This is a genomic window from Micromonospora sp. C97 (assembly GCF_018070385.1).
In the GTDB taxonomy this organism is placed as follows: domain Bacteria; phylum Actinomycetota; class Actinomycetes; order Mycobacteriales; family Micromonosporaceae; genus Micromonospora; species Micromonospora parva.
The window spans coordinates 23,778-41,091 of record NZ_JAGPXU010000026.1; the positions used below are offsets into that span (position 1 = coordinate 23,778).

Annotated in this window: 18 protein-coding genes and 1 pseudogene; 13 read left to right on the plus strand and 6 right to left on the minus strand. The window is 73.8% G+C overall.

The genetic code is table 11. The features are described from left to right. Positions 1-88 precede the first annotated feature (88 nt). The 5 genes from KBX26_RS25735 to KBX26_RS25755 are packed head-to-tail and all read left to right on the plus strand — an operon-like array spanning position 89 to position 4,691. Positions 89-886, plus strand: a complete 798-nt coding sequence (locus tag KBX26_RS25735; RefSeq protein WP_210866603.1) for a SigE family RNA polymerase sigma factor — start codon at positions 89-91, stop codon at positions 884-886. Then, entirely contained in the window at positions 883-2,145 is a 1,263-nt protein-coding gene (locus KBX26_RS25740) for a hypothetical protein (protein ID WP_210866604.1), read from the plus strand. The genes KBX26_RS25735 and KBX26_RS25740 overlap by 4 nt, the downstream gene beginning before the upstream one ends. Positions 2,146-2,198: 53 nt before the next feature. Further along, entirely contained in the window at positions 2,199-3,071 is an 873-nt protein-coding gene (locus tag KBX26_RS25745; protein ID WP_210866605.1) for a PHP domain-containing protein, read from the plus strand. Between the two features lie 41 nt (positions 3,072-3,112). Continuing rightward, complete coding sequence (locus KBX26_RS25750) at positions 3,113-3,727, plus strand: MarC family protein (RefSeq protein WP_030329175.1); 615 nt, start codon at positions 3,113-3,115, stop codon at positions 3,725-3,727. 13 nt (positions 3,728-3,740) lie between these two features. Beyond that, positions 3,741-4,691 carry a PD-(D/E)XK nuclease family protein gene (locus KBX26_RS25755; protein ID WP_247676313.1) on the plus strand — a complete coding sequence of 317 codons (951 nt, stop codon included), beginning with the start codon at positions 3,741-3,743 and terminating at the stop codon, positions 4,689-4,691. A gap of 15 nt (positions 4,692-4,706) precedes the next feature. On the opposite strand, the gene KBX26_RS25760 is transcribed toward KBX26_RS25755, so the two are convergent. Beyond that, positions 4,707-5,570 carry an oxygenase MpaB family protein gene (locus KBX26_RS25760; RefSeq protein ID WP_030329170.1) on the minus strand — a complete coding sequence of 288 codons (864 nt, stop codon included), beginning with the start codon at positions 5,568-5,570 and terminating at the stop codon, positions 4,707-4,709. Between the two features lie 70 nt (positions 5,571-5,640). Next, positions 5,641-6,069 carry a Fur family transcriptional regulator gene (locus tag KBX26_RS25765; RefSeq protein WP_030329167.1) on the minus strand — a complete coding sequence of 143 codons (429 nt, stop codon included), beginning with the start codon at positions 6,067-6,069 and terminating at the stop codon, positions 5,641-5,643. Between the two features lie 200 nt (positions 6,070-6,269). Between KBX26_RS25765 and KBX26_RS25770 the strand changes: the two genes are divergently transcribed. Further along, complete coding sequence (locus KBX26_RS25770) at positions 6,270-6,752, plus strand: DUF2231 domain-containing protein (protein WP_030329165.1); 483 nt, start codon at positions 6,270-6,272, stop codon at positions 6,750-6,752. A 324-nt stretch (positions 6,753-7,076) separates the two neighbouring features. On the opposite strand, the gene KBX26_RS32515 is transcribed toward KBX26_RS25770, so the two are convergent. After that, a complete protein-coding gene (locus tag KBX26_RS32515; RefSeq protein WP_247681077.1) occupies positions 7,077-7,478 on the minus strand; it encodes a hypothetical protein in 402 nt (133 codons plus the stop codon). A gap of 584 nt (positions 7,479-8,062) precedes the next feature. On the opposite strand from KBX26_RS32515, the gene KBX26_RS25780 reads away from it, so the two are divergent. Next, complete coding sequence (locus KBX26_RS25780) at positions 8,063-8,245, plus strand: hypothetical protein (protein ID WP_030329161.1); 183 nt, start codon at positions 8,063-8,065, stop codon at positions 8,243-8,245. A gap of 22 nt (positions 8,246-8,267) precedes the next feature. On the opposite strand, the gene KBX26_RS32525 is transcribed toward KBX26_RS25780, so the two are convergent. Further along, positions 8,268-8,678, minus strand: coding sequence for a hypothetical protein (locus tag KBX26_RS32525; protein WP_247681066.1), 411 nt, complete (start codon positions 8,676-8,678; stop codon positions 8,268-8,270). Positions 8,679-9,274: 596 nt separating this feature from the next. Here KBX26_RS32525 and KBX26_RS32530 point away from each other — a divergent pair. Further along, positions 9,275-9,490: a hypothetical protein gene (locus tag KBX26_RS32530; protein WP_245233555.1), complete on the plus strand. Its 216-nt coding sequence runs from the start codon at positions 9,275-9,277 to the stop codon at positions 9,488-9,490. Positions 9,491-9,504: 14 nt separating this feature from the next. Here KBX26_RS32530 and KBX26_RS32535 read toward each other — a convergent pair. Both KBX26_RS32535 and KBX26_RS25795 read right to left on the minus strand, forming a co-directional pair. Beyond that, a pseudogene (locus tag KBX26_RS32535) lies at positions 9,505-9,711 on the minus strand (FmdB family zinc ribbon protein); the annotation flags it as partial. After that, entirely contained in the window at positions 9,708-10,385 is a 678-nt protein-coding gene (locus KBX26_RS25795; RefSeq protein WP_210866606.1) for a 5-formyltetrahydrofolate cyclo-ligase, read from the minus strand. The gene KBX26_RS25795 and the pseudogene KBX26_RS32535, both read right to left, overlap by 4 nt. An 85-nt stretch (positions 10,386-10,470) precedes the next feature. Here KBX26_RS25795 and KBX26_RS25800 point away from each other — a divergent pair, with 85 nt between their 5' ends. The 5 genes from KBX26_RS25800 to KBX26_RS25820 all read left to right on the plus strand — a co-directional run bounded on the left by KBX26_RS25800 (position 10,471) and on the right by KBX26_RS25820 (position 16,948). Next, a complete protein-coding gene (locus KBX26_RS25800; RefSeq protein ID WP_210866607.1) occupies positions 10,471-12,906 on the plus strand; it encodes a diguanylate cyclase in 2,436 nt (811 codons plus the stop codon). A gap of 9 nt (positions 12,907-12,915) precedes the next feature. Then, complete coding sequence (locus KBX26_RS25805; RefSeq protein ID WP_030329153.1) at positions 12,916-13,878, plus strand: UTP--glucose-1-phosphate uridylyltransferase; 963 nt, start codon at positions 12,916-12,918, stop codon at positions 13,876-13,878. After that, positions 13,875-15,188 carry a gephyrin-like molybdotransferase Glp gene (glp, locus tag KBX26_RS25810; RefSeq protein ID WP_030329151.1) on the plus strand — a complete coding sequence of 438 codons (1,314 nt, stop codon included), beginning with the start codon at positions 13,875-13,877 and terminating at the stop codon, positions 15,186-15,188. Before KBX26_RS25805 ends, glp begins: the two co-directional genes overlap by 4 nt. Positions 15,189-15,314: 126 nt before the next feature. Continuing rightward, positions 15,315-15,965, plus strand: coding sequence for a GNAT family N-acetyltransferase (locus KBX26_RS25815; protein ID WP_030329148.1), 651 nt, complete (start codon positions 15,315-15,317; stop codon positions 15,963-15,965). A gap of 206 nt (positions 15,966-16,171) precedes the next feature. Continuing rightward, the gene (locus tag KBX26_RS25820) at positions 16,172-16,948 is read left to right on the plus strand and encodes a hypothetical protein (protein WP_036410858.1); all 777 of its coding nucleotides are present in this window, start codon (positions 16,172-16,174) and stop codon (positions 16,946-16,948) included. Positions 16,949-17,314 lie beyond the last annotated feature (366 nt).

The window sequence follows — 17,314 nt, forward strand, 5'->3', positions numbered from 1 at the left end:
CATCGGAGCAAGTGCGCACCTTTCGTCATGGACCGAAGCGCCTCTGACGTGGCACTCTGCCAGGACAGCAGGGGTGCGGAGGTGAGCGGTGGCGAGCAAGGACTCGTTGGAGGAGCAGTTCCGCGAGTTCGTCGCGGCCCGCTCCGCCGCGCTCCTACGCACCGCCTACCTGCTCACCGGGGACTGGGCCACCGCCGAAGACCTGCTCCAGACGGCGCTGACCAAGACCTACCTGGCGTGGAAGCGGCTCGGCGGGATCGAGGCCGTCGAGCCGTACGCCCGGCGTGTGATGGTCAACACCTCGACCAGTTGGTGGCGGCGGCGCTGGCACGGCGAACGCCCGACCGAGGTGCTACCCGAGCGGGCCGGTGTCGACGAGATCGAGCAGCAACTTGACCGCGACCTGCTCTGGCGGCACCTCCGGCAGCTACCCAACCGGCAGCGGGCAGTGCTGGTGCTGCGCTACTACGAGGACATGACGGAGGCGCAGACCGCCGCGCTGCTCGACATCTCACCGGGCACGGTGAAGAGCCAGACCTCCCGGGCGCTGGCCACGCTGCGGCGACGACTCGGCGCGGACGCGCCAGAACTCGCCGCCGCCGGCTTCGCCGGCCGGTCTGCTGCCGCCGGCCCATCTCCTGCTGCCGGGAGTCGATCGGGCGCCACACGTGCCGCTGGCCGGACGACAGGCCCGGACACCCGGACCGGGCAGCCCTCGGTCACCGATGCCACCGCCGCACCCAGGCCGCGGCGGTCGGCTGGCCGACCCGCACCCCGCCCGGCCGCTCCGCGCCCCGCCGCGCCCCGTGCGATCACCCCGCAGGTCGTGCTGCCCACCGCCCCGGCGGCCGTGCCCGTCGGCACGGGCTCCGGGGAGCAGCAGTGATTGAACTCCCCGGCCGGCCCGACAACCTGACGGACGTCCCGCCGCGTTCATACCAGGTGCGGCCTGACGAGCTGGAAGGTGCGGTGCGGGAGAGCCTCTCGCACCAGGTCGCGCGTACCCGCCCACTGAGCGTCGATCCGGCGGGCCAGGCCATCCGCCGCGCGAACCGGATCCGGCGTCGACGCGCCGCAGCCGGCGTCGCCCTCGCCGCTGTCACCACCGTGCTGCTCAGCGCCGGCATCGCCCAGCTCGGCGCCGAGACCAGCCGGGACGGGCCCCCCATCGTGGTGATCGGTGACCCGGGCCCGACCAACCGGCCGCTCCCGAAGGCCAGCATTCCCGGCTCCGTCCCCTCGCCCGAGACATCGGCCGCTCCGCCGGCCGGCGAGACGCTGGTCAGCGCCGCCGGGCGGCGACTCGTGCTGCCCGACGTCGGGCTGGCCGAACGCGCCCAGCCACTGCCCAGCGGCAACGGTTGGCTGGTGGTCGGCGCGCCGACCACCGCGGGGCGCTCCCTGTGGGTGGTGCAGGACGACGGCCTGGTGCAGGTGCTGCTGGCCGGGGCGGGCGGGATCGTGCTGGCCCCGGACAGCCTCCAGGTCGCCTGGCGCGACGGCGGCGACCTGCTGGTGGCGGGCGTGGTCGGCACCCAACTCATCGGGGCGGTGCGCACCGCGGTGCCAGCGGGGGCGGAGCCCGTCCGATTCGTCGCCGACAGCGTGCTGGTCCGCCTCGACCCGACCGGCGCCGGTCACACCCTCTGGCGGCCCGGTGCGGGGCCGTTGCTCGACTTCCTCGACCGCAAGAGCCTCAACGTCTACGGGGAGCTGCCCGACGGGCGGCTCGTCGGCCAGGTCGCCACCACCGATCCCAGCCGGACCTGCCTCGCCGTGCTCGCCCCGACACGACGCCTGGAGCAGGTACGCACCGGTTGCGGTCCCGACCTGAGTCAGGACGGCGTCGGCGGCGTCTCGCCGGACGGGCGGTGGCTGCTGGTGAACGGACGGATCGGCGGCACCGACCGGTCCCTGCTGGTCGACCTGCACCGGCTCGGGCCGGCGGCGACCGCAGTGGCGGCCGGGCCGCCGATGACCGGGGTGGTCATCTGGATCGACGGGACCAACGCCTCCTACCTCGACGGCACCGGTCAGCTGGTCCAGCTCGACGTCGGCCAGGTGCGGGCGGGAAAGCCCGCCGGCCCCGCCGCGGTGCCCGGCGTGTCAACCGGTGACCAGCCGATCCTGGTGAAGGGCTTCTGACCCGGGCGACCCCATGTGAGCCTGGCTCGCTGTTTCCTCGGTAGCGTCGGGCGGTGACCTCGCGTACCGGCTCCGCCCCCCGGATCGACCTGCACGCCCACTCGACGGCCAGCGACGGCACGCTGACCCCGGTCGAGCTGGTCGGCGCGGCCTTCGATGCCGGGCTGGACGTGCTGGCGATCACCGACCACGACACCACCGCCGGCTGGGCGCCGGCAGTGGACGCACTGCCGCCGGGGCTGCGTCTGGTTCGCGGCGCGGAGTTGTCGTGCCGCTGGTCCGGCGCGCAGCCGGCGGTGCCGCTGCACCTGCTCGCGTACCTGTTCGATCCGGAGCATCCGGAGCTGGTGGCCGAGCTGGCCCGGGTCCGGGCCGCCCGGGAAGAGCGCGGCGAACGGATGGTCGCCCTGTTGCGGGCCGACGGCATCGACGTGAGCTGGCCGGACATCCTGGCCGGCGCGGGTGGCGGCACGGTGGGGCGTCCGCACCTCGCGCAGGCGCTCATCCGCGCCGGCCTGGTCGGCAGTGTCCGGGAGGCGTTCGGCCCGAACTGGCTGGGCGAGCGGTACCGGCTGCCCAAGGAGGACATCGACGTGTTCCGGGCCGTCCGACTGGTCCGGGCGGCCGGCGGGGTGCCGGTCTTCGCCCACCCGCGCGCCACCCGACGTGGCCGGGTGGTGCCCGACGAGCTGATCGCCGAACTGGCTGCCGCCGGGCTCGCCGGGCTCGAGGCCGACCACGAGGACCACAGCCCGGCCGAGCGGGAACACGTGCGGGCGCTCGCCGCCGAGTTGGGGCTGTTCGTCACCGGTTCCTCGGATTTTCACGGCACCCACAAGACCGTTCAGCTCGGCGCGTTCAGCACCGGCGTCGAGGCGTACGAGCGGATCGTCGCCGACGGGGTGACCGAGGTCGCTTCGGGCTGATCCGGGTATTTCGCCCATCGCGGCGCGGCTAGTTTGATCACGTGGATCTGAAGCTGTTCGGCGAGGTTTTCGTGACCCTGCTGGTGATCACCGACCCGCCGGGCATGATGCCGATCTTCCTGGCGTTGACCGGCCCGCTGCCCGCCCGCGACCGCAACCGGGCCGCCTGGCAGGCCGTCGCGTTGGCGCTCGGCGTCATCGTGATCTTCGCGGTGGCGGGGCAGACCCTGCTCGACTACCTGCACGTGGACCTGCCGGCCCTACAGGCGGCCGGTGGGTTGCTGCTGGTGCTCGTCGCCCTGGAGCTGCTGACCGGCAAGGCCGACGACCCGAGCCAGCAGGTGACCTCCAACATCGCGCTGGTGCCGCTGGGCACGCCGCTGCTGGCCGGTCCGGGTGCCATCGTGGCCACCATGCTCTTCGTCCAACAGGCCGACGGGCTGGGGGAGTTCAGCGCCATCGCCGTCGCGATCCTCGCCGTGATGGTCGCCGTCTGGATCGTCCTGCGCTTCTCCGGCGGCATCGTGAAGATCCTCCGACCGGGCGGGATCGAGGTGCTGACCCGGATCGCCGGCCTGCTGCTGGCCGCGATCGCCGTGCAGCTCATCGCCGACGCGGTGGCCGCCTTCGTGACGCAGTACGTAAACATGACCTGACGGCACGCGCGCGATGTCGGGGGCGGATGGCAGGATCGCAGGCGTGCGACGATCCTCATCAGCAGGGCGGCCGGCGGCCGGCGGCCGGGCCCCTCGGCAGCGGGCCGGCGACGCCGAACAGCTCGGCTTCGAGGGCATGCCGGAGCGGCTGTTCGTCTGCACCCCGAGCAAACTCGGCGCGTACGCGGACTGCCCGCGTCGCTACCGCTACTCCTACGTCGACCGGCCCGCCCCGCCCAAGGGCCCGCCGTGGGCGCACAACTCACTGGGCGCCAGCGTGCACACCGCCCTGAAGAACTGGTACGCGCTGCCCGCCGACCGGCGGCGCCCCGAGGCGTTGGCCACGCTGCTCAAGGGCACCTGGGTCCGCGAGGGCTACCGCGACGACGAGCAGGAGCGGGCCGCCTACCGGCGGGCGTTGGGGTGGCTGGAGGCGTACGTCGAGACGCTGGAACCGGATTCCGACCCGCTCGGTGTGGAACGGGTGGTGGCGGTCAAGACCGCCGTGTTGGCGTTCAACGGTCGCGCCGACCGGATCGACTCGCGGCCCGGGCCGGAAGGGCCGGAGCTGGTCATCGTCGACTACAAGACCGGTCGCAGCGGGCTGGACGCGGACGACGCCCGGGGCTCGCAGGCGCTGGCGCTCTACGCGTACGCCGCCGAGCGGGTGTTCCGCCGACCGTGCCGCCGGGTGGAGCTGCACCACCTACCGACCGGCACGGTCGCCGGCCACGACCACACCGTCGAATCGCTGGCCCGACAGCTGACCCGTGCGGAAGACACAGCCCGCGACATCATGGCCGCCGAACGGGCGGTCGCCGACGGCGCCGACGCGGACGAGGCGTTCCCGGTGGCGCCCAGCCCACGCTGTGGCTGGTGCGACTTCCGGCGGCACTGCCCGGCGGGCGCGCAGGCCCCGGGCAAGGAGCCGTGGGCGGCCATGGACCGGCCGGCCGACGGTTGATCTCCGCCGGTCGGGTCAGCCGGCCAGCGAGGCGGCGGCGTGCCGCGTGGCCCGCTCCTTGGCCGCCTGCATCAACGGCCCCTCCAGGTAGCGGCGGGGGACGGCGGCGAACGCCAGCCGCAGCGCGCGCACTGTCAGGTCCGCCGACATTGCTGTGGTCGGTAGGCCGAGTCCCCCGTACATCCGGCGTGCCCACGTCGGCAGCAGCGCGAACGCCGTGCCGGCGATACCCAGGTACGCCCAGCGCGGCGGGCCCAGCGTGAGCCCCAACCGGACCGGCAGGCTGAGCTTCCACGGCAGTGGCGGGGCGGTGAGGAACACCGCCGTCTCGGCGGCCTCCCGGGTCATCCGCAACTGTGGCCGTACCGCCTCGTAGTAGTCAGCGACCTCGGCGGCGGTGCCCGGGACGGTGGCCGGGTCCAGACCGACCAGGGCGGCGGCGCGCCGCTGCTCGGTGTAGTAGCCGTCCACCTCGTCGTCGCTCAGCGGCAGCCCGGCCCGCCGGGCCGTGCTCAGGAACGACTCGACCTCTGTCACGTGCACCCAGCGCAGCAGGTCCGGGTCGTCGATCCGGAACTCCTCACCGGTGCGCGGGTCGGTGGCCCGCAGCCGGTCGTGAACGCGGCGCAGCCGGGCCCCGGCAGCCTGCGCCTCGGCGGTGGTGCCGTAGACGGTGGTCGCCACGTAGGTGGCGGTGCGGACCAGTCGACCCCACGCGTCGGTGCGGTAGTTGCTGTTCTGTGCGACCCCGGCCATGGCCAGTGGGTGCAACGCCTGCAGGTAGAGCGAGCGCAGGCCGGCAACGATCAGGATCGGCTCCTCGTGCACCTTCCACGTGACCGAACCCGGACCGAAGAGGCCGAGGTCATCGGTGTCCACCGCTCAAGACTGCCACGCTCGGATCGACCCCGCCGCGCACGTGCCGTCGGTGCCGCGCTCGGAGCACCGATCAGACGTCGGCGGAGCGGCGGGCCCGGCAGTCCGGGCAGAGGCCCCAGAAGGTCACTTCAGCCTCGTCCACCTCGAAGCCGTGCGCGATGTTGGGCTCCAGGCACGGGGCGCTGCCCACCGCGCAGTCGATGTCGGCGATCTCACCGCAGCCCCGGCAGACCACGTGGTGGTGGTTGTCGCCCACGCGCGCCTCGTAGCGGGCGGGACTGCCGGCCGGCTCGATCCGGCGCGCCAGCCCGGCCCGGGACAGCGCGCCCAGCACGTCGTAGACCGCCTGGGTGGAGACCGAGTCGAGCCGTTCACGGACCCGGCGGGTGATCTCGTCGACCTCCAGATGGCCGCCGCCGGCCAGCACGTCGAGCACCGCGAGGCGTGGCCGCGTCACCCGCAGGCCCCTCGACCGCAGCAGCTCCTCGGTACCGGACACTCGCCAATGACAGCACGCCCGGCCTGCATCGACAACCGTCGCATGCTGCGGGTGGCCACCGACACAGCCAGGCAAGATCGGAAGTACGGCCCGAAGGATGAACCCGATCGACCCGGCGCGCGTGTGTCCGATCGAGAGCCGGGGACGATCGGCGGACCATAGGCTGACCGCCCCTGACCATGATCCACCTGGAGGATTCGATGTTCGAGGAGATCCTGGGTCTACCGGTACACGTCCTGGTGGTCCACGCGGTCGTCGTGTTCGTGCCGCTGCTGGCGGTGCTCGCCGTCGCGTACGTGGGGTTGCCGCGGTGGCGCAGCCGGCTGGACTGGGCCCTGGGCCTCCTCGCCGTGGCCGCTCCGGTGACCGCCTACGTGGCGGTCAAGTCGGGTGAGGCGCTCACCGACGCGCTGGTGGCCCGCGGCTTCCAGGGACCGATCCTCGACCAGATCTTCGAGCACTCCCGCTACGGAGACATCCTGTTCCGCATCGTGCTGCCGCTCGGGATCGTGGCCATCCTGCTGCTCGTGGCGACAAGTGGGCATCCCCGGGTGCCGCGACTGCCCGCGCTGGTCACCCCGGTACTGGCGGTAGCGGCCGTGGCCCTTGCCATCGCCGCCCTGGTCTACGTCTACCTGACCGGCCACTCCGGCGCTGAGACGGTGTGGGGCACCACCCTTTAAGAGATCTTGGACAGTTTCCGTTCGGTGCTGACGGAAACTGTCCAGGATCTGGTGAGGGATAGCTGCGAGATGGATTCTGCGGGGTTGGTGGCCGTGGCTGTGCGGCGGTACAACACCCAGGACCGGCGACTTCACCGCGGTCCAGCTTGCAGGGAACCTCCAACGGGACACGAGCTGCTGGCCCTCTGGTGTGCGCCTCCAGATCTGCGGCCGCTGACTCGCGGCCCGCTGGGCTGCCGCCGCTGAGCTGCGTCCCTCTGGCCCGCGGCTCCTGGTCTGCGGCTGCTGGTCTGCGGCTGCCGGGCTGCTGCCGGAGGGCGGGCATCAGAAAATGACTCGCGAGCAGAGCAGGCAGAGCAGAACCAGCAGCACCACGCCGGCCGCCGCGCCAAAGCCGTAGGTGACCCGCTGCGAACGCTGCTCGGCCGCGTCCAGGTCGACCATGTCCTGCGGGGGCAGTTGCCGCGGCGGCGCCGGCTGCAGATGTACGGGCGGACGCCAACCCGCCGGCGGCGGCACGCTCGGCGGCGGGCCGGAGTACCCACCGGGAGCGTGCCCGGCCGGTGGTGGTCCGGCGTGCCCGGCCGGTGGTGGTCCGGCGTGCCCGGCCGGTGGTGGTCCGGCGTGCCCGGCCGGTGGTGGTCCGGCGTGCCCGGCCGGTGGTGGTCCGGCGTGCCCGGCCGGTGGTGGTCCGGCGTGTCCGCTGGGAGTGCCGCTGTCCGGCAAGGTGGGGCCGGTCTGCCCGGCTGGTGGTCCGGTTTGTCCGGCCGGTGGTGGGCCGGCCTGGCCGACAGGTGGTGGTCCGGCGTGTCCGCTGGGAGTGCCGCCGTCCGGCAACGTGGGGCCGGTCTGCCCGGCTGTTGGTCCGGTTTGTCCGGCCGGCGGTGCGCCGGTGGGCCCGGCAGGAGTGCGTCCCGTCGGCGATGGGCTGGTGGGCCCGCTCGTAGGTGGGTTGGTGGGCTCGGCCGGCGGTTGGGTCATGGACCCGGTCGGTGGTGTGGCACCGGATGCGGTGGGCGGTTGGTCCGCCAGCGCGTCGTCACCGGTGTCAGGCCGTCGCCAGTAGTCGTCCGGGGTGCTGCCACCGCTGGGGGTCGTCACGCCGTCCGACGCTACCAACGCCGCCGGCGGCCCGGTCGTTTCTGGCCGGCGTGCCACGGTTGTCGGTCTGGCGGGTTCTGGGGGAGTCCCTCGATCGGCGGCATGGTTGTTTCTGGTCGGCAGGGCTCGGCAGTCTGGTTGTTTGTGGTCGGCGTGGCTTCGGTCCGCGGCCCGGTCCGCCGGCATGAGCTGCGCTAGTCTTGCCGCTCGTGAGCACCGAGGACCCCGGCACGCACGGCGCACGCGGAGACGACGACCGCGCCGTCGACCTGAGCGAAGACTTCGTGGTGCTGCCCGAGCAGACCTCAGACGACACCGACCGTGGTTGGGGCGAGCGGTCGGGCGACAACGACGACTGGCTGCTCGCCGAACGCCCCCCGCACTGGGACTGACCCCGACGGCTCGGCCGGACCCTCATGAGGTCGGTCCGGCCGTTCCGGTGCTGTCGGGAGGGGATGCCCCGCCGGAGGCGGCCGAGCGGTCCTCGTCGACCCGCCGGGGTGGCTCGTCTGCCGCGGATGGTGCGTCAGCGGGCAGTTGCCGGGGTGGTTCGTCTGCCGCGGATGGTGCGGTGGAGGGCAGTTGCCGGAGTGGCTCGTCGGCCACGGATGGTGCGTCAGCGGGCAGTTGCCGGGGCGGGTCGTCGGCCACGGATGGTGCGTCGGCGGGCACGACTGTCGGCGGGCATCCGGCCGGGGTCTGTAGGACTGCGGCGGCCAGGCCGAGCAGCGCGGCGACCAGACCGGCTCGGAGCAGGGTGCGCCAGCGGGGCAGGGCGAGCTGGCGCAGCGGGCGCAACGCCCGCGCGGAATTCGGATCGACCATCGCCTCTGCCGCCTCCCGTCCCCGAGCGCCGCAGCGGCACCCATGGACGGCAGGCTAGGCAGTTACCGTCCACCTCGGCCGACCCACGGCCGACGCCTGTGGACAACCGCCCGGCCTGTGGAAAACGCCCGTCCGCCGGGTCGATTTGCTATGGCACCACCCTTGATCGACTCGCCATCAAGAAAATCGGCCTATCGAGGCGACCTGGATGGGCCGACTTCCTGAAAACCGAGTCGATCAAGGCCCGACCCCGGGGACTTGGAGGCCGACCCGTGGGGTTGGGAGCCCGACCCGAGGGCTTGGAGGCCGGCCGGTGGGCTCGGGAACCCGACCCGAGGGCTTGGAGGCCTGACCGGTGGGCTCGGGAGCCCGACCTGCGGGCATGGAGGCCTGACCGGTGGGCTCGGGAGCCCGACCTGCGGGCATGGAGGCCTGACCGGTGGGGTCGGAAGCCCCGACCCGTGGGATTGGGGCCTGACCGGTGGCGTCGGAAGCCCGACCCGTGGGATTGGGGGCCTGACGCGTGGGGGCGGAGGCCCGACCCGGGGTGGGGTCGGGCCTTCGGCGATCAGGATGCGGAGCTTGCCGCCGCCGTCTTGCCGCCGCCCGATCCACCCGAGGACGACCCCGAAGAGGACGACGAGCCCGAGGACGACCCGGACGTCGACGGCGAGCCCGAAGACGACGAGGACGACCCGGACGAGGACGAGGAGGACGAGCTGTCACCGGAGGACGACTCGGACTTGGCCGGCTTACTGGCCGTGCCGCCGGCCGTCGTCTCGGAGCCGGACGCCCGCGAGTCGGTGCGGTAGAAGCCCGAACCCTTGAAGACGATGCCTACCGAGTTGAAGACCTTGCGCAGCCGCCCCTCACACGCCGGGCACTCGGTCAGCGGCTCGTCAGAGAAGGACTGCACCGCCTCGAGCTGGTGACCGCACGTGGTGCAGGCGTACTGGTACGTGGGCACGTTCTCCTCCGGATCTGGGCTCAGCCAGTTGGCACTCGACGTATTCGAGTGCCAATGGTGCGTCATTCGCCCCGGGTTCGTCCAGCGGACGTGTGGGGCGCGACACCGTGCGCCGCACCCGGGCCGCCGTCAAGCGTACGCACCCCGTCGGCGGGGGTGACGACCGCGCGCACCCGACGGTCATGTGGCTCCACCGGCAGCGCCTCGACGAGTTCACCGTCGTGCAGGGGCACCACCGTCAGGGCTGCCTCGGGCACCCGGGCGAGTGCCCGGTCGTACGAGCCGCCGCCGCGCCCGAGCCGCCGACCGTGGTGGTCGACGGCGAGAGCCGGTACGACCACCAGCTCCGCCTCCGCCACGGCGGTCACCCCGAGACGGGCGCCTGTCGGTTCACGGATACCCCGACCCGCCGCGATCAAGGCAGCCGGCCCGGTATAGGCCGCCCAGTCCAGATCCAGGTCGGCGAGGAGCACCGGCAGCAGCAACTCCGCGTCCGCCGGCAGCGCCTCCCGCAGCACCTCGGGCAGGTCGGCGCCGCCCGGTTCGGCGCCGACCGGCACGTACGCCGTCATCCGATGCGGGCGCAGCCGGCGTACCAGAGCGACCAGCTCGGCCTGCACGCGCCCGGCGGCGGCCGCCCTCGTCGCGGCGGGCAGCGACCGGCGGCGGGCGAGCAGCTCGACGCGGCTGTTCCGCTTCGCCACCCGGGTCACTTCCGCTTCATCAGAAAATTCCGGCACGCAACACTCCTGACGCAACGCCTCTCCCACGGTTGCACTGTGTCAGCATCGCAAGCAACGGAGGCGGAACTTCCGGGGGGACCGAGTGACGCTACGCGGGCGGTTGACGGCAGCCTTCCTCGTGGTGGTGCTCGGGCCGGTCCTGCTCGGCGCGCTCTTCGTCGCCTCCACCGTCGCGGCGGTCGACCGCAGCCGCTCCACCGAGCGCCTGGCGGTGGCGGCGTCCACGGTGCGGACCTCGGTCGACGCGCTCTGCCAGCAGCTCCGGGCCACCGCCGACGCGGTGGCGCTCACCGCCGAGCCGGCTGTGGCCGCCGCGCAACTGGTCGGCCGGGGCCTGGCCGCCGCAGTGTTGATCACCGACGTGTCCGGCCGGGTCACCTACGTCTCGCCCGGTGCGCCGTCGACCCCGTGGCGGGACTGCGCCGGCTCGACCGAAGGCCCGAACGGAGGCGCGACCGAGGGCCCGAACGGAGGCGCGACCGAGGGCCCGAACGGAGGCGCGACCGAGGGCCCGAACGGGGGCTCCGGCACAGTTTCGACCGACGGTTCGGCCGGCCCGGTCCGTGCGCTGGCCGCCCAGGTCGACCTGCACGACCGCGCCGGCGCCCGGCTGGGCACGGTGACCGCCGCGCAACGTGTCGACCCGGCCTTCGTGGCGCGGCTGGCCGCGGTGACCGGGGTGGCGGTCACCCTGCTCGACAGTGGGGCGCGCGCCGCTCGGGTCACCCACACGACCGAATCCGGCGACGTACGCGACGCGGTGCTGGCCGCCGCCGTCACCGTCCGGGGCGAGCAGGTCACCGAGACCAACGACGGCCGCTACGTGCGCCGGCTCGGGCCCTCCGACGCGCAGCCGCTGCCGCTGGTGCTCTCCGTGCCCGGTGAACGGCCACCGGGGCTGAACGCCACGCTGGTCGGGGTGGTCGTGCTGGCCGGGCTGCTCGCCGTGCTGACCGCCTGGCGACTGGCCCGGGTGACCACCCGGCCGCTCGCCGAGTTGGCCGGTGCGGTCGACCGGGTGGCCCAGGGCGACCTGACCGCCCGGGTGCCGGTCCGCAGCCGCGACGAGCTGGGGCGGTTGGCCGCCGCGTTCAACCGGATGACCCGGGAGACCGGCTCCTACGTCGCGGCGCTGACCAGCAACCGGGATCAGCTGCGCGGGCATCTCGCGGTGCTCGGCGACACCCTGGCCAGCACGCACGACCTGCAACGCATCCTGCGGGTGATCCTGCGGAGCGCCATCGGGGCCACCGGCGCGCGGGCCGGTGCCGTGCTGCTGGTGGAGACCGGCGGGGTGCTCGTCGCGCAGTGCACCGAGGGGTTGGACGGGCGCTGGCCGGACGAGGAGACCGATGGGCCGCAGACGCTGCGGGTGCCGGTCGGTGCCGGCATCGTCGGTGCGGTCGCCGCCACCGGCGAACCGCAGCGGGGGAGGGCGGAGCCGACCGAGGCACCGACGGGTGAGCCACGCTGCCGCACGTACGTCGCGGTTCCGTTCGCTGCCCCGGGCGGCGGTGCCCCGGCCACCCCCGGCGGCCCCTCGGCGGCGGCCGATGAGGCTGGCGCGGCGGCCGCGCTCGGGGTGCTGGCCCTCTACGACCGGCTGGGCGCCGACGAGTTCGACGACGACGACCTGGCCACCCTGCGCACCTTCGCCGGTCACGCGGCGGTGGCGGTGGACAACGTCCGGGTGCACGAGGAGGCGCAGCGGCTTTCCCTCACCGACCCGCTCACCGGGCTGTGGAACTACCGCTACCTGCGTGAGTCGATCCGGCGGGAGGTGGAACGGGCCAGCCGCTTCGGGCGGATGCTCAGCGTCCTCGCGTTGGACCTGGACCGGTTCAAGGACGTCAACGACACGTACGGGCACGCTGCGGGGGACACCGTGCTGGCCGAGTTCGCCCGACGGGTGCGCGGGGAGATTCGCGAGGTCGACCTGGCATTCCGCCAGGGTGGTGAGGAGTTCGTGCTGCTGCTGCCGGAGACCGACGCGCGGGGCGCGGCGATAGTGGCCGAACGGCTCGGTGCGGCGGTGCGGGACACGCCCATCGCCGTCGAGGCGTACGCCGGGCCGGTCCTGGTGACCGTGTCGGTGGGCATCGCCGTCTTCCCGGACAACGGCAGCACCGGGCGGGAGGTGCTGGAGGCCGCCGACGACGCGCTCTACGCGGCCAAGGCGGCGGGCCGCGACACGTACCGGGTCGCCGAGGTGCGCTCGGATCTGCCGACCCGGGAGATCCCGGTTCTCGCGGGTGCGGTGAGCCCACCCGACGGACTGCCGCGCGCCGGCCAGCCGGTGCAGGCCACCCGGGAGCCGGGCGGGTCCGCCCGGTCCGACCCGACGGTGGGCGTACCGGAATCGGTGGTGGGCCCGGCGCACGCCCGACCTGATGCGGCCGACGACACGCCGGACAGCGCCCCGGGTGGGGCGCGGGTCGGCCCGGACGCGACGCGGCCGGGGTCGGGTGGCGGCGCGTCTTCTGGGCCACACCCGCCGCGGCAGAGCCGTGGCCGATAGTCTCGCGGCATGTCGGAGCACTCAGCGAATCCCTCGTCGACGGTCGCCGCAACCGGCCGTCCCCTGGCGGTCAAGGCCGTCATCCCGGCCGCCGGACTGGCCACCCGGTTCCTGCCGGCCACCAAGGCGGTGCCCAAGGAACTGCTGCCGGTGGTGGACCGGCCGGTGTTGCAGTACATCGTCGAGGAGGCCACGCAGGCCGGCATCAACGACGTGTTGCTGATCACCGGCCGGGGTAAGACGTCGATGGTGGACCACTTCGACCGTCGTCCGGACCTGGAGGCCAGGCTGGAGGAGAAGGGCGACTCCGAGCGGCTGGCGGCCGTGCGTCGGCCCAGCGAGCTGGCCGAGATCTACACGGTGCGGCAGCCCGAGCAGCTCGGGCTCGGCCACGCCGTCGGGTACGCCGAGTCGCACGTCGGTGACCAGCCCTTCGCGGTGCTGCTCGGCGACGAGTTCGTGAAGCCGTCGGAGCCGCTGCTGCCGGCGATGATCGAGTTGCAGGCCCGCACCGGCGGTGTGGTGCTCGCCTTCTTCGAGGTCGACCCGGCCGAGACCAAGCGGTACGGGATCGCCTCCGTCGAGCCGGCGGAGTCGGAGCTCACCGACATCGGTGAGGTCGTCAAGGTGACCGGGATGGTGGAGAAGCCACAGCCGGAGGACGCCCCGAGCAACCTCGCGGTGCTCGGCCGCTACGTATTGCCGGGCACGATCTTCGACGCGATCCGGCGGACCAAGCCGGGCAGCGGCGGCGAGATCCAGCTGACCGACGCGATGGAGCTGCTGCGCAGCGAGGGCACCCCGGTGCACGCGATCGTCTACCGGGGCACCCGCTACGACACCGGCATGCCGCTGGGCTACCTCCAGACGGTGGTGCAGATCGCCGCCGAGCGCGACGACCTGGGCACCGAGTTCCGGTCCTGGCTGGCCGAGTTCGTCAAGGCCGACGCGGCAGGCGGATCTGGTACATGACCGCGACGGCCGACGCCGAGGCGGCCGCGAACGAGTTGACGCCGCTCGCCGACTACCTGGGCAGCGTGCTGCGCAGGTTGCGCGCGCTGCCACCACTCGACCTCGACCTCACCCAGGCGCACGGCAACGTCCTCGCCGAGGACGTCGTCGCGCCGCACGCCTTCCCTGCCTTCGACCAGGCGGCGGTGGACGGCTACGCCGCGCGCTGGGAGGACATTTCCGGAGGGGGTCGGGGGCCGAGCTACGTCCCGGCCCCCTCCGGCACGCCCGGTGGTCGCACCATCCGGCTCAACGTGGTCGGCGATCTCGGCGCGGCGAGCTGGCGGCCGGTCCGTCTCACCCCCGGCTCGTGCTTCTCGGTGGCCGCCGGGGCGCCACTGCCGGTCGCCGCGGACGTCGTGGTCCCGGTGGAGTGGACCGACCAGGGCATGGCCGCGGTGGAGATCTTCCGCACCCCCAAACGGGGGTACGGGGTACGCCGCGCCGGTGAGGAACTGCCCGCCGGCACCCTGCTCGCCCGGGCCGGCACCTACGTGTCCCCGGCCCTGGTCGCGGTCTTCGCGGCGACCGGCATCGGGCACGTGGTGGTCCGGCCCAGCCCACGGGTGGTCATCGTGGCCACCGGTGACGAACTCGTCGACGTGGGCCGGGGCAGCCAGCCCGGTCAGGTGGTGGACGCGAACTCGCACGCGCTGACCGCCGCGGCGGCCGAGGTGGGCGCACTGGCGTACCGGGTGGGGATCTGCGACGACGACCCGGAGGGGCTGCGCGGGCTGCTGGAGGACCAGACGCTGCGCGCCGACCTGATCATCACCACCGGGGGCACCGGCACCGGCCCCGGGGACATGGTGCGCCGGATCCTGTCCCGCCGCGAGGGCGGCCGGGCCGGGCCGGTCACCTTCACCGACGTGGCGCTCTACCCCGGCACCGCGCTCGGGTTCGGCACTGTCGGCGCCGAGGAGGTGCCGGTGGTCTGCCTGCCCGGTGACCCCGGTGCCGCGCTGATCGGCTTCGAGGTGCTGGCCCGTCCCGCCATCCAACTGCTCGCCGGGGCCGAGCCGGTGTTCCGGCCCAGCGTGCGGGCGCACCTGCTGGAGACCGTGTCGTCGCCGGCGGGGCTGCGCGAGTTCCGGCCGGCGCACGTCGCCGAGCGACGCGGTGGCGGGTACACCGTCCAGCCGCTCAGCGGCGGCCCGTTCACCCTCTCCGGGTTGGCCGAGGCGAACGGGCTGCTGGTGCTCGGCGAGCGGGTCACCACGGCCGCGGCCGGCTCCACGGTGGACGTCCTGCTGCTGGACCGCCGCCGGTGAGGTCTCCCGGCCGGTCCGTCGACCCGGTGGTCACCGGGCGCGCGACCGTCGGGCCGTAGCGGTGGGTGTGCGCGGCCCGGTGGGGCCACTTGCGCGGGACACGGTCCCGCGCGGGAGACTGTGCGGGTGAGTCTCTTCGGACCCGCGCGGTCGCCGGGCTGGCCGGTGGAGTTGGCCGACGGCCCGGTGCTGCTGCGGCCCTACCGGCGCTCCGACGCGGCCGCGTGGTCGGAGGTACGGCGCGCCAACCGGGCCTGGTTGGCGCCCTGGGAGTCCTCGCTGCCCGGCAGTTGGGACGAGATGAACTCGCCGGCCGCGTTCCGTTGGGTGCACCGTGACCAACGGCGTTCGGCCCGCGAGGGTGAGGGCATGCCGTTCGCGGTCTGCCTGCGCGAGGGCGACCGGGACCGGCTGGTCGGGCACATCAACGTGGGCAGCATCGTGCGGCGGGCCCTCTGCTCCGGCTACGTCGGCTACTGGGTGGACGCGCGGGTGGCCGGACGGGGGGTGATCCCGACGGCGCTCGCGCTCGCCGTGGACCACGCGTTCGGCCCGGGTGGGCTGCACCGGGTGGAGGTCAACATCCGTCCGGAGAACAAACCGTCCCGGCGGGTGGTGGAGAAGTTGGGCTTCCGCGAGGAGTCGTACCACGTGCGCTACATGCACATCGACGGCGCGTGGCGGGACCACATCGGGTACGCGATGACGAGTGAGGAGATCGCCGCCGAAGGTGGCCTGCTGGCCCGCTGGCACCGGGTACGCGCCAACGCGGGGTAGGAGGATTTCGCCACATCCTCCCACTCGTCCCACGGACGGGATCGGCGCGGCGCGGTGGCATCCCGGTCGGCGCGCCGTAACCTCAAGTAACTGCAAGCTGCGGCAAGCGCTCCCCGGCCGGACGATCCACGCGCCCACGCGTGATTGGTGGAAGATCCTGCGGTCGGATGACGGTTGCTTCGAATTCGGTGACGGGAGGGGTGAGGGTGCCGACCTCGGTGCTCCTCGCCGTCCTCGCCGCCGCCGGTCTGCTCGCCCTGGCCCCGGCGCTGGTTCGCCGGTACGACGCCACCGAGCGGCTGGTGGCGGAGCGGGCGCAGTCGACGGCGCGGGTGCTCCAGCGCCGCCGACGGCGCCGCACTGTGCCGGGACGGCGACCCGTCCACCCGCCGCGCTCACTGGTCGTCACCCTCAGCGAGGATGCGACTACCGGCACGTTGGGTGCGCCGGTCTCCGCGCCGCCGGCCGCCCGTCGCTCCGGGCGGCTGCGGTCCGTACCGCCCGCGCCGAAACGATCCCGACGCCGGCCACCGCCGCGCCGACAGCACACCCCCGCCGTGTACCGGCGTCGCCGGGTGCTCGCCGCCCTGCTGCTCCTCAACGTCGTCGAGCTGATCGGCGTGCTGTTCGTCAGCCCCGGGTTCTGGGTCGGCTTCGGGGTCACCTTCCTGCTCCTGGCCCTGTACGTCGTCCACCTGCGAGGTCAGGCCCTCGCCGGGCGTCGCCGCCGCCGGGCCCGCGCCCGGGAGGCCGCCTGGCTGGCCGCCCGGCAGGCCGAGGTGCGCCGGGAGCAGGCCCGCCGGGCAGCGGCCCGCCGGGAGGCGCAACGCCGCCTGGCCGCCCAGCGCGAGGGCGTACGCCGAGCCGCCATGGGCCTGGACCGGCAGGGCGACCTGCCGGCGGCGGTCAACGGCGGGTCGGTCTCGTACCGGCGGTCGGGCGGTCTCCGCGGCCGCCCCTACGAGGCCGGCCGAGGCGCCTGACCCCCGGCCTGGCCTCCCCGGCCCAGTCGGTCTCCGGCCTGGGCTGGTCTCCGGCCTGGGCTGGTCTCCGGCCTGGGCTGGTCTCCGGCCTGGGCTGGTCTCCGGCCTGGGCTGGTCTCCGGCCTGGGCTGGTCTCCGGCCTGGGCTGGTCTCCGGCCTGGGCTGGTCTCCGGCCCCTGCCTCCCCGGTGCCGGCTGGCTTGATCGACTCGGGTTCTTGAAAGTCGGGGTGTCGTGGCGTCCGGGATGCCCCGGTTTTCAGAAAGCCGAGTCGATCTTCGGGTCTGCGGGAGCGCCACGCAGGGGGCGGATTCGCGGTGGGGGCCGGCAACCTGTTAGCCTTGCTGCCGGCCCGCCCGGTGTAAGC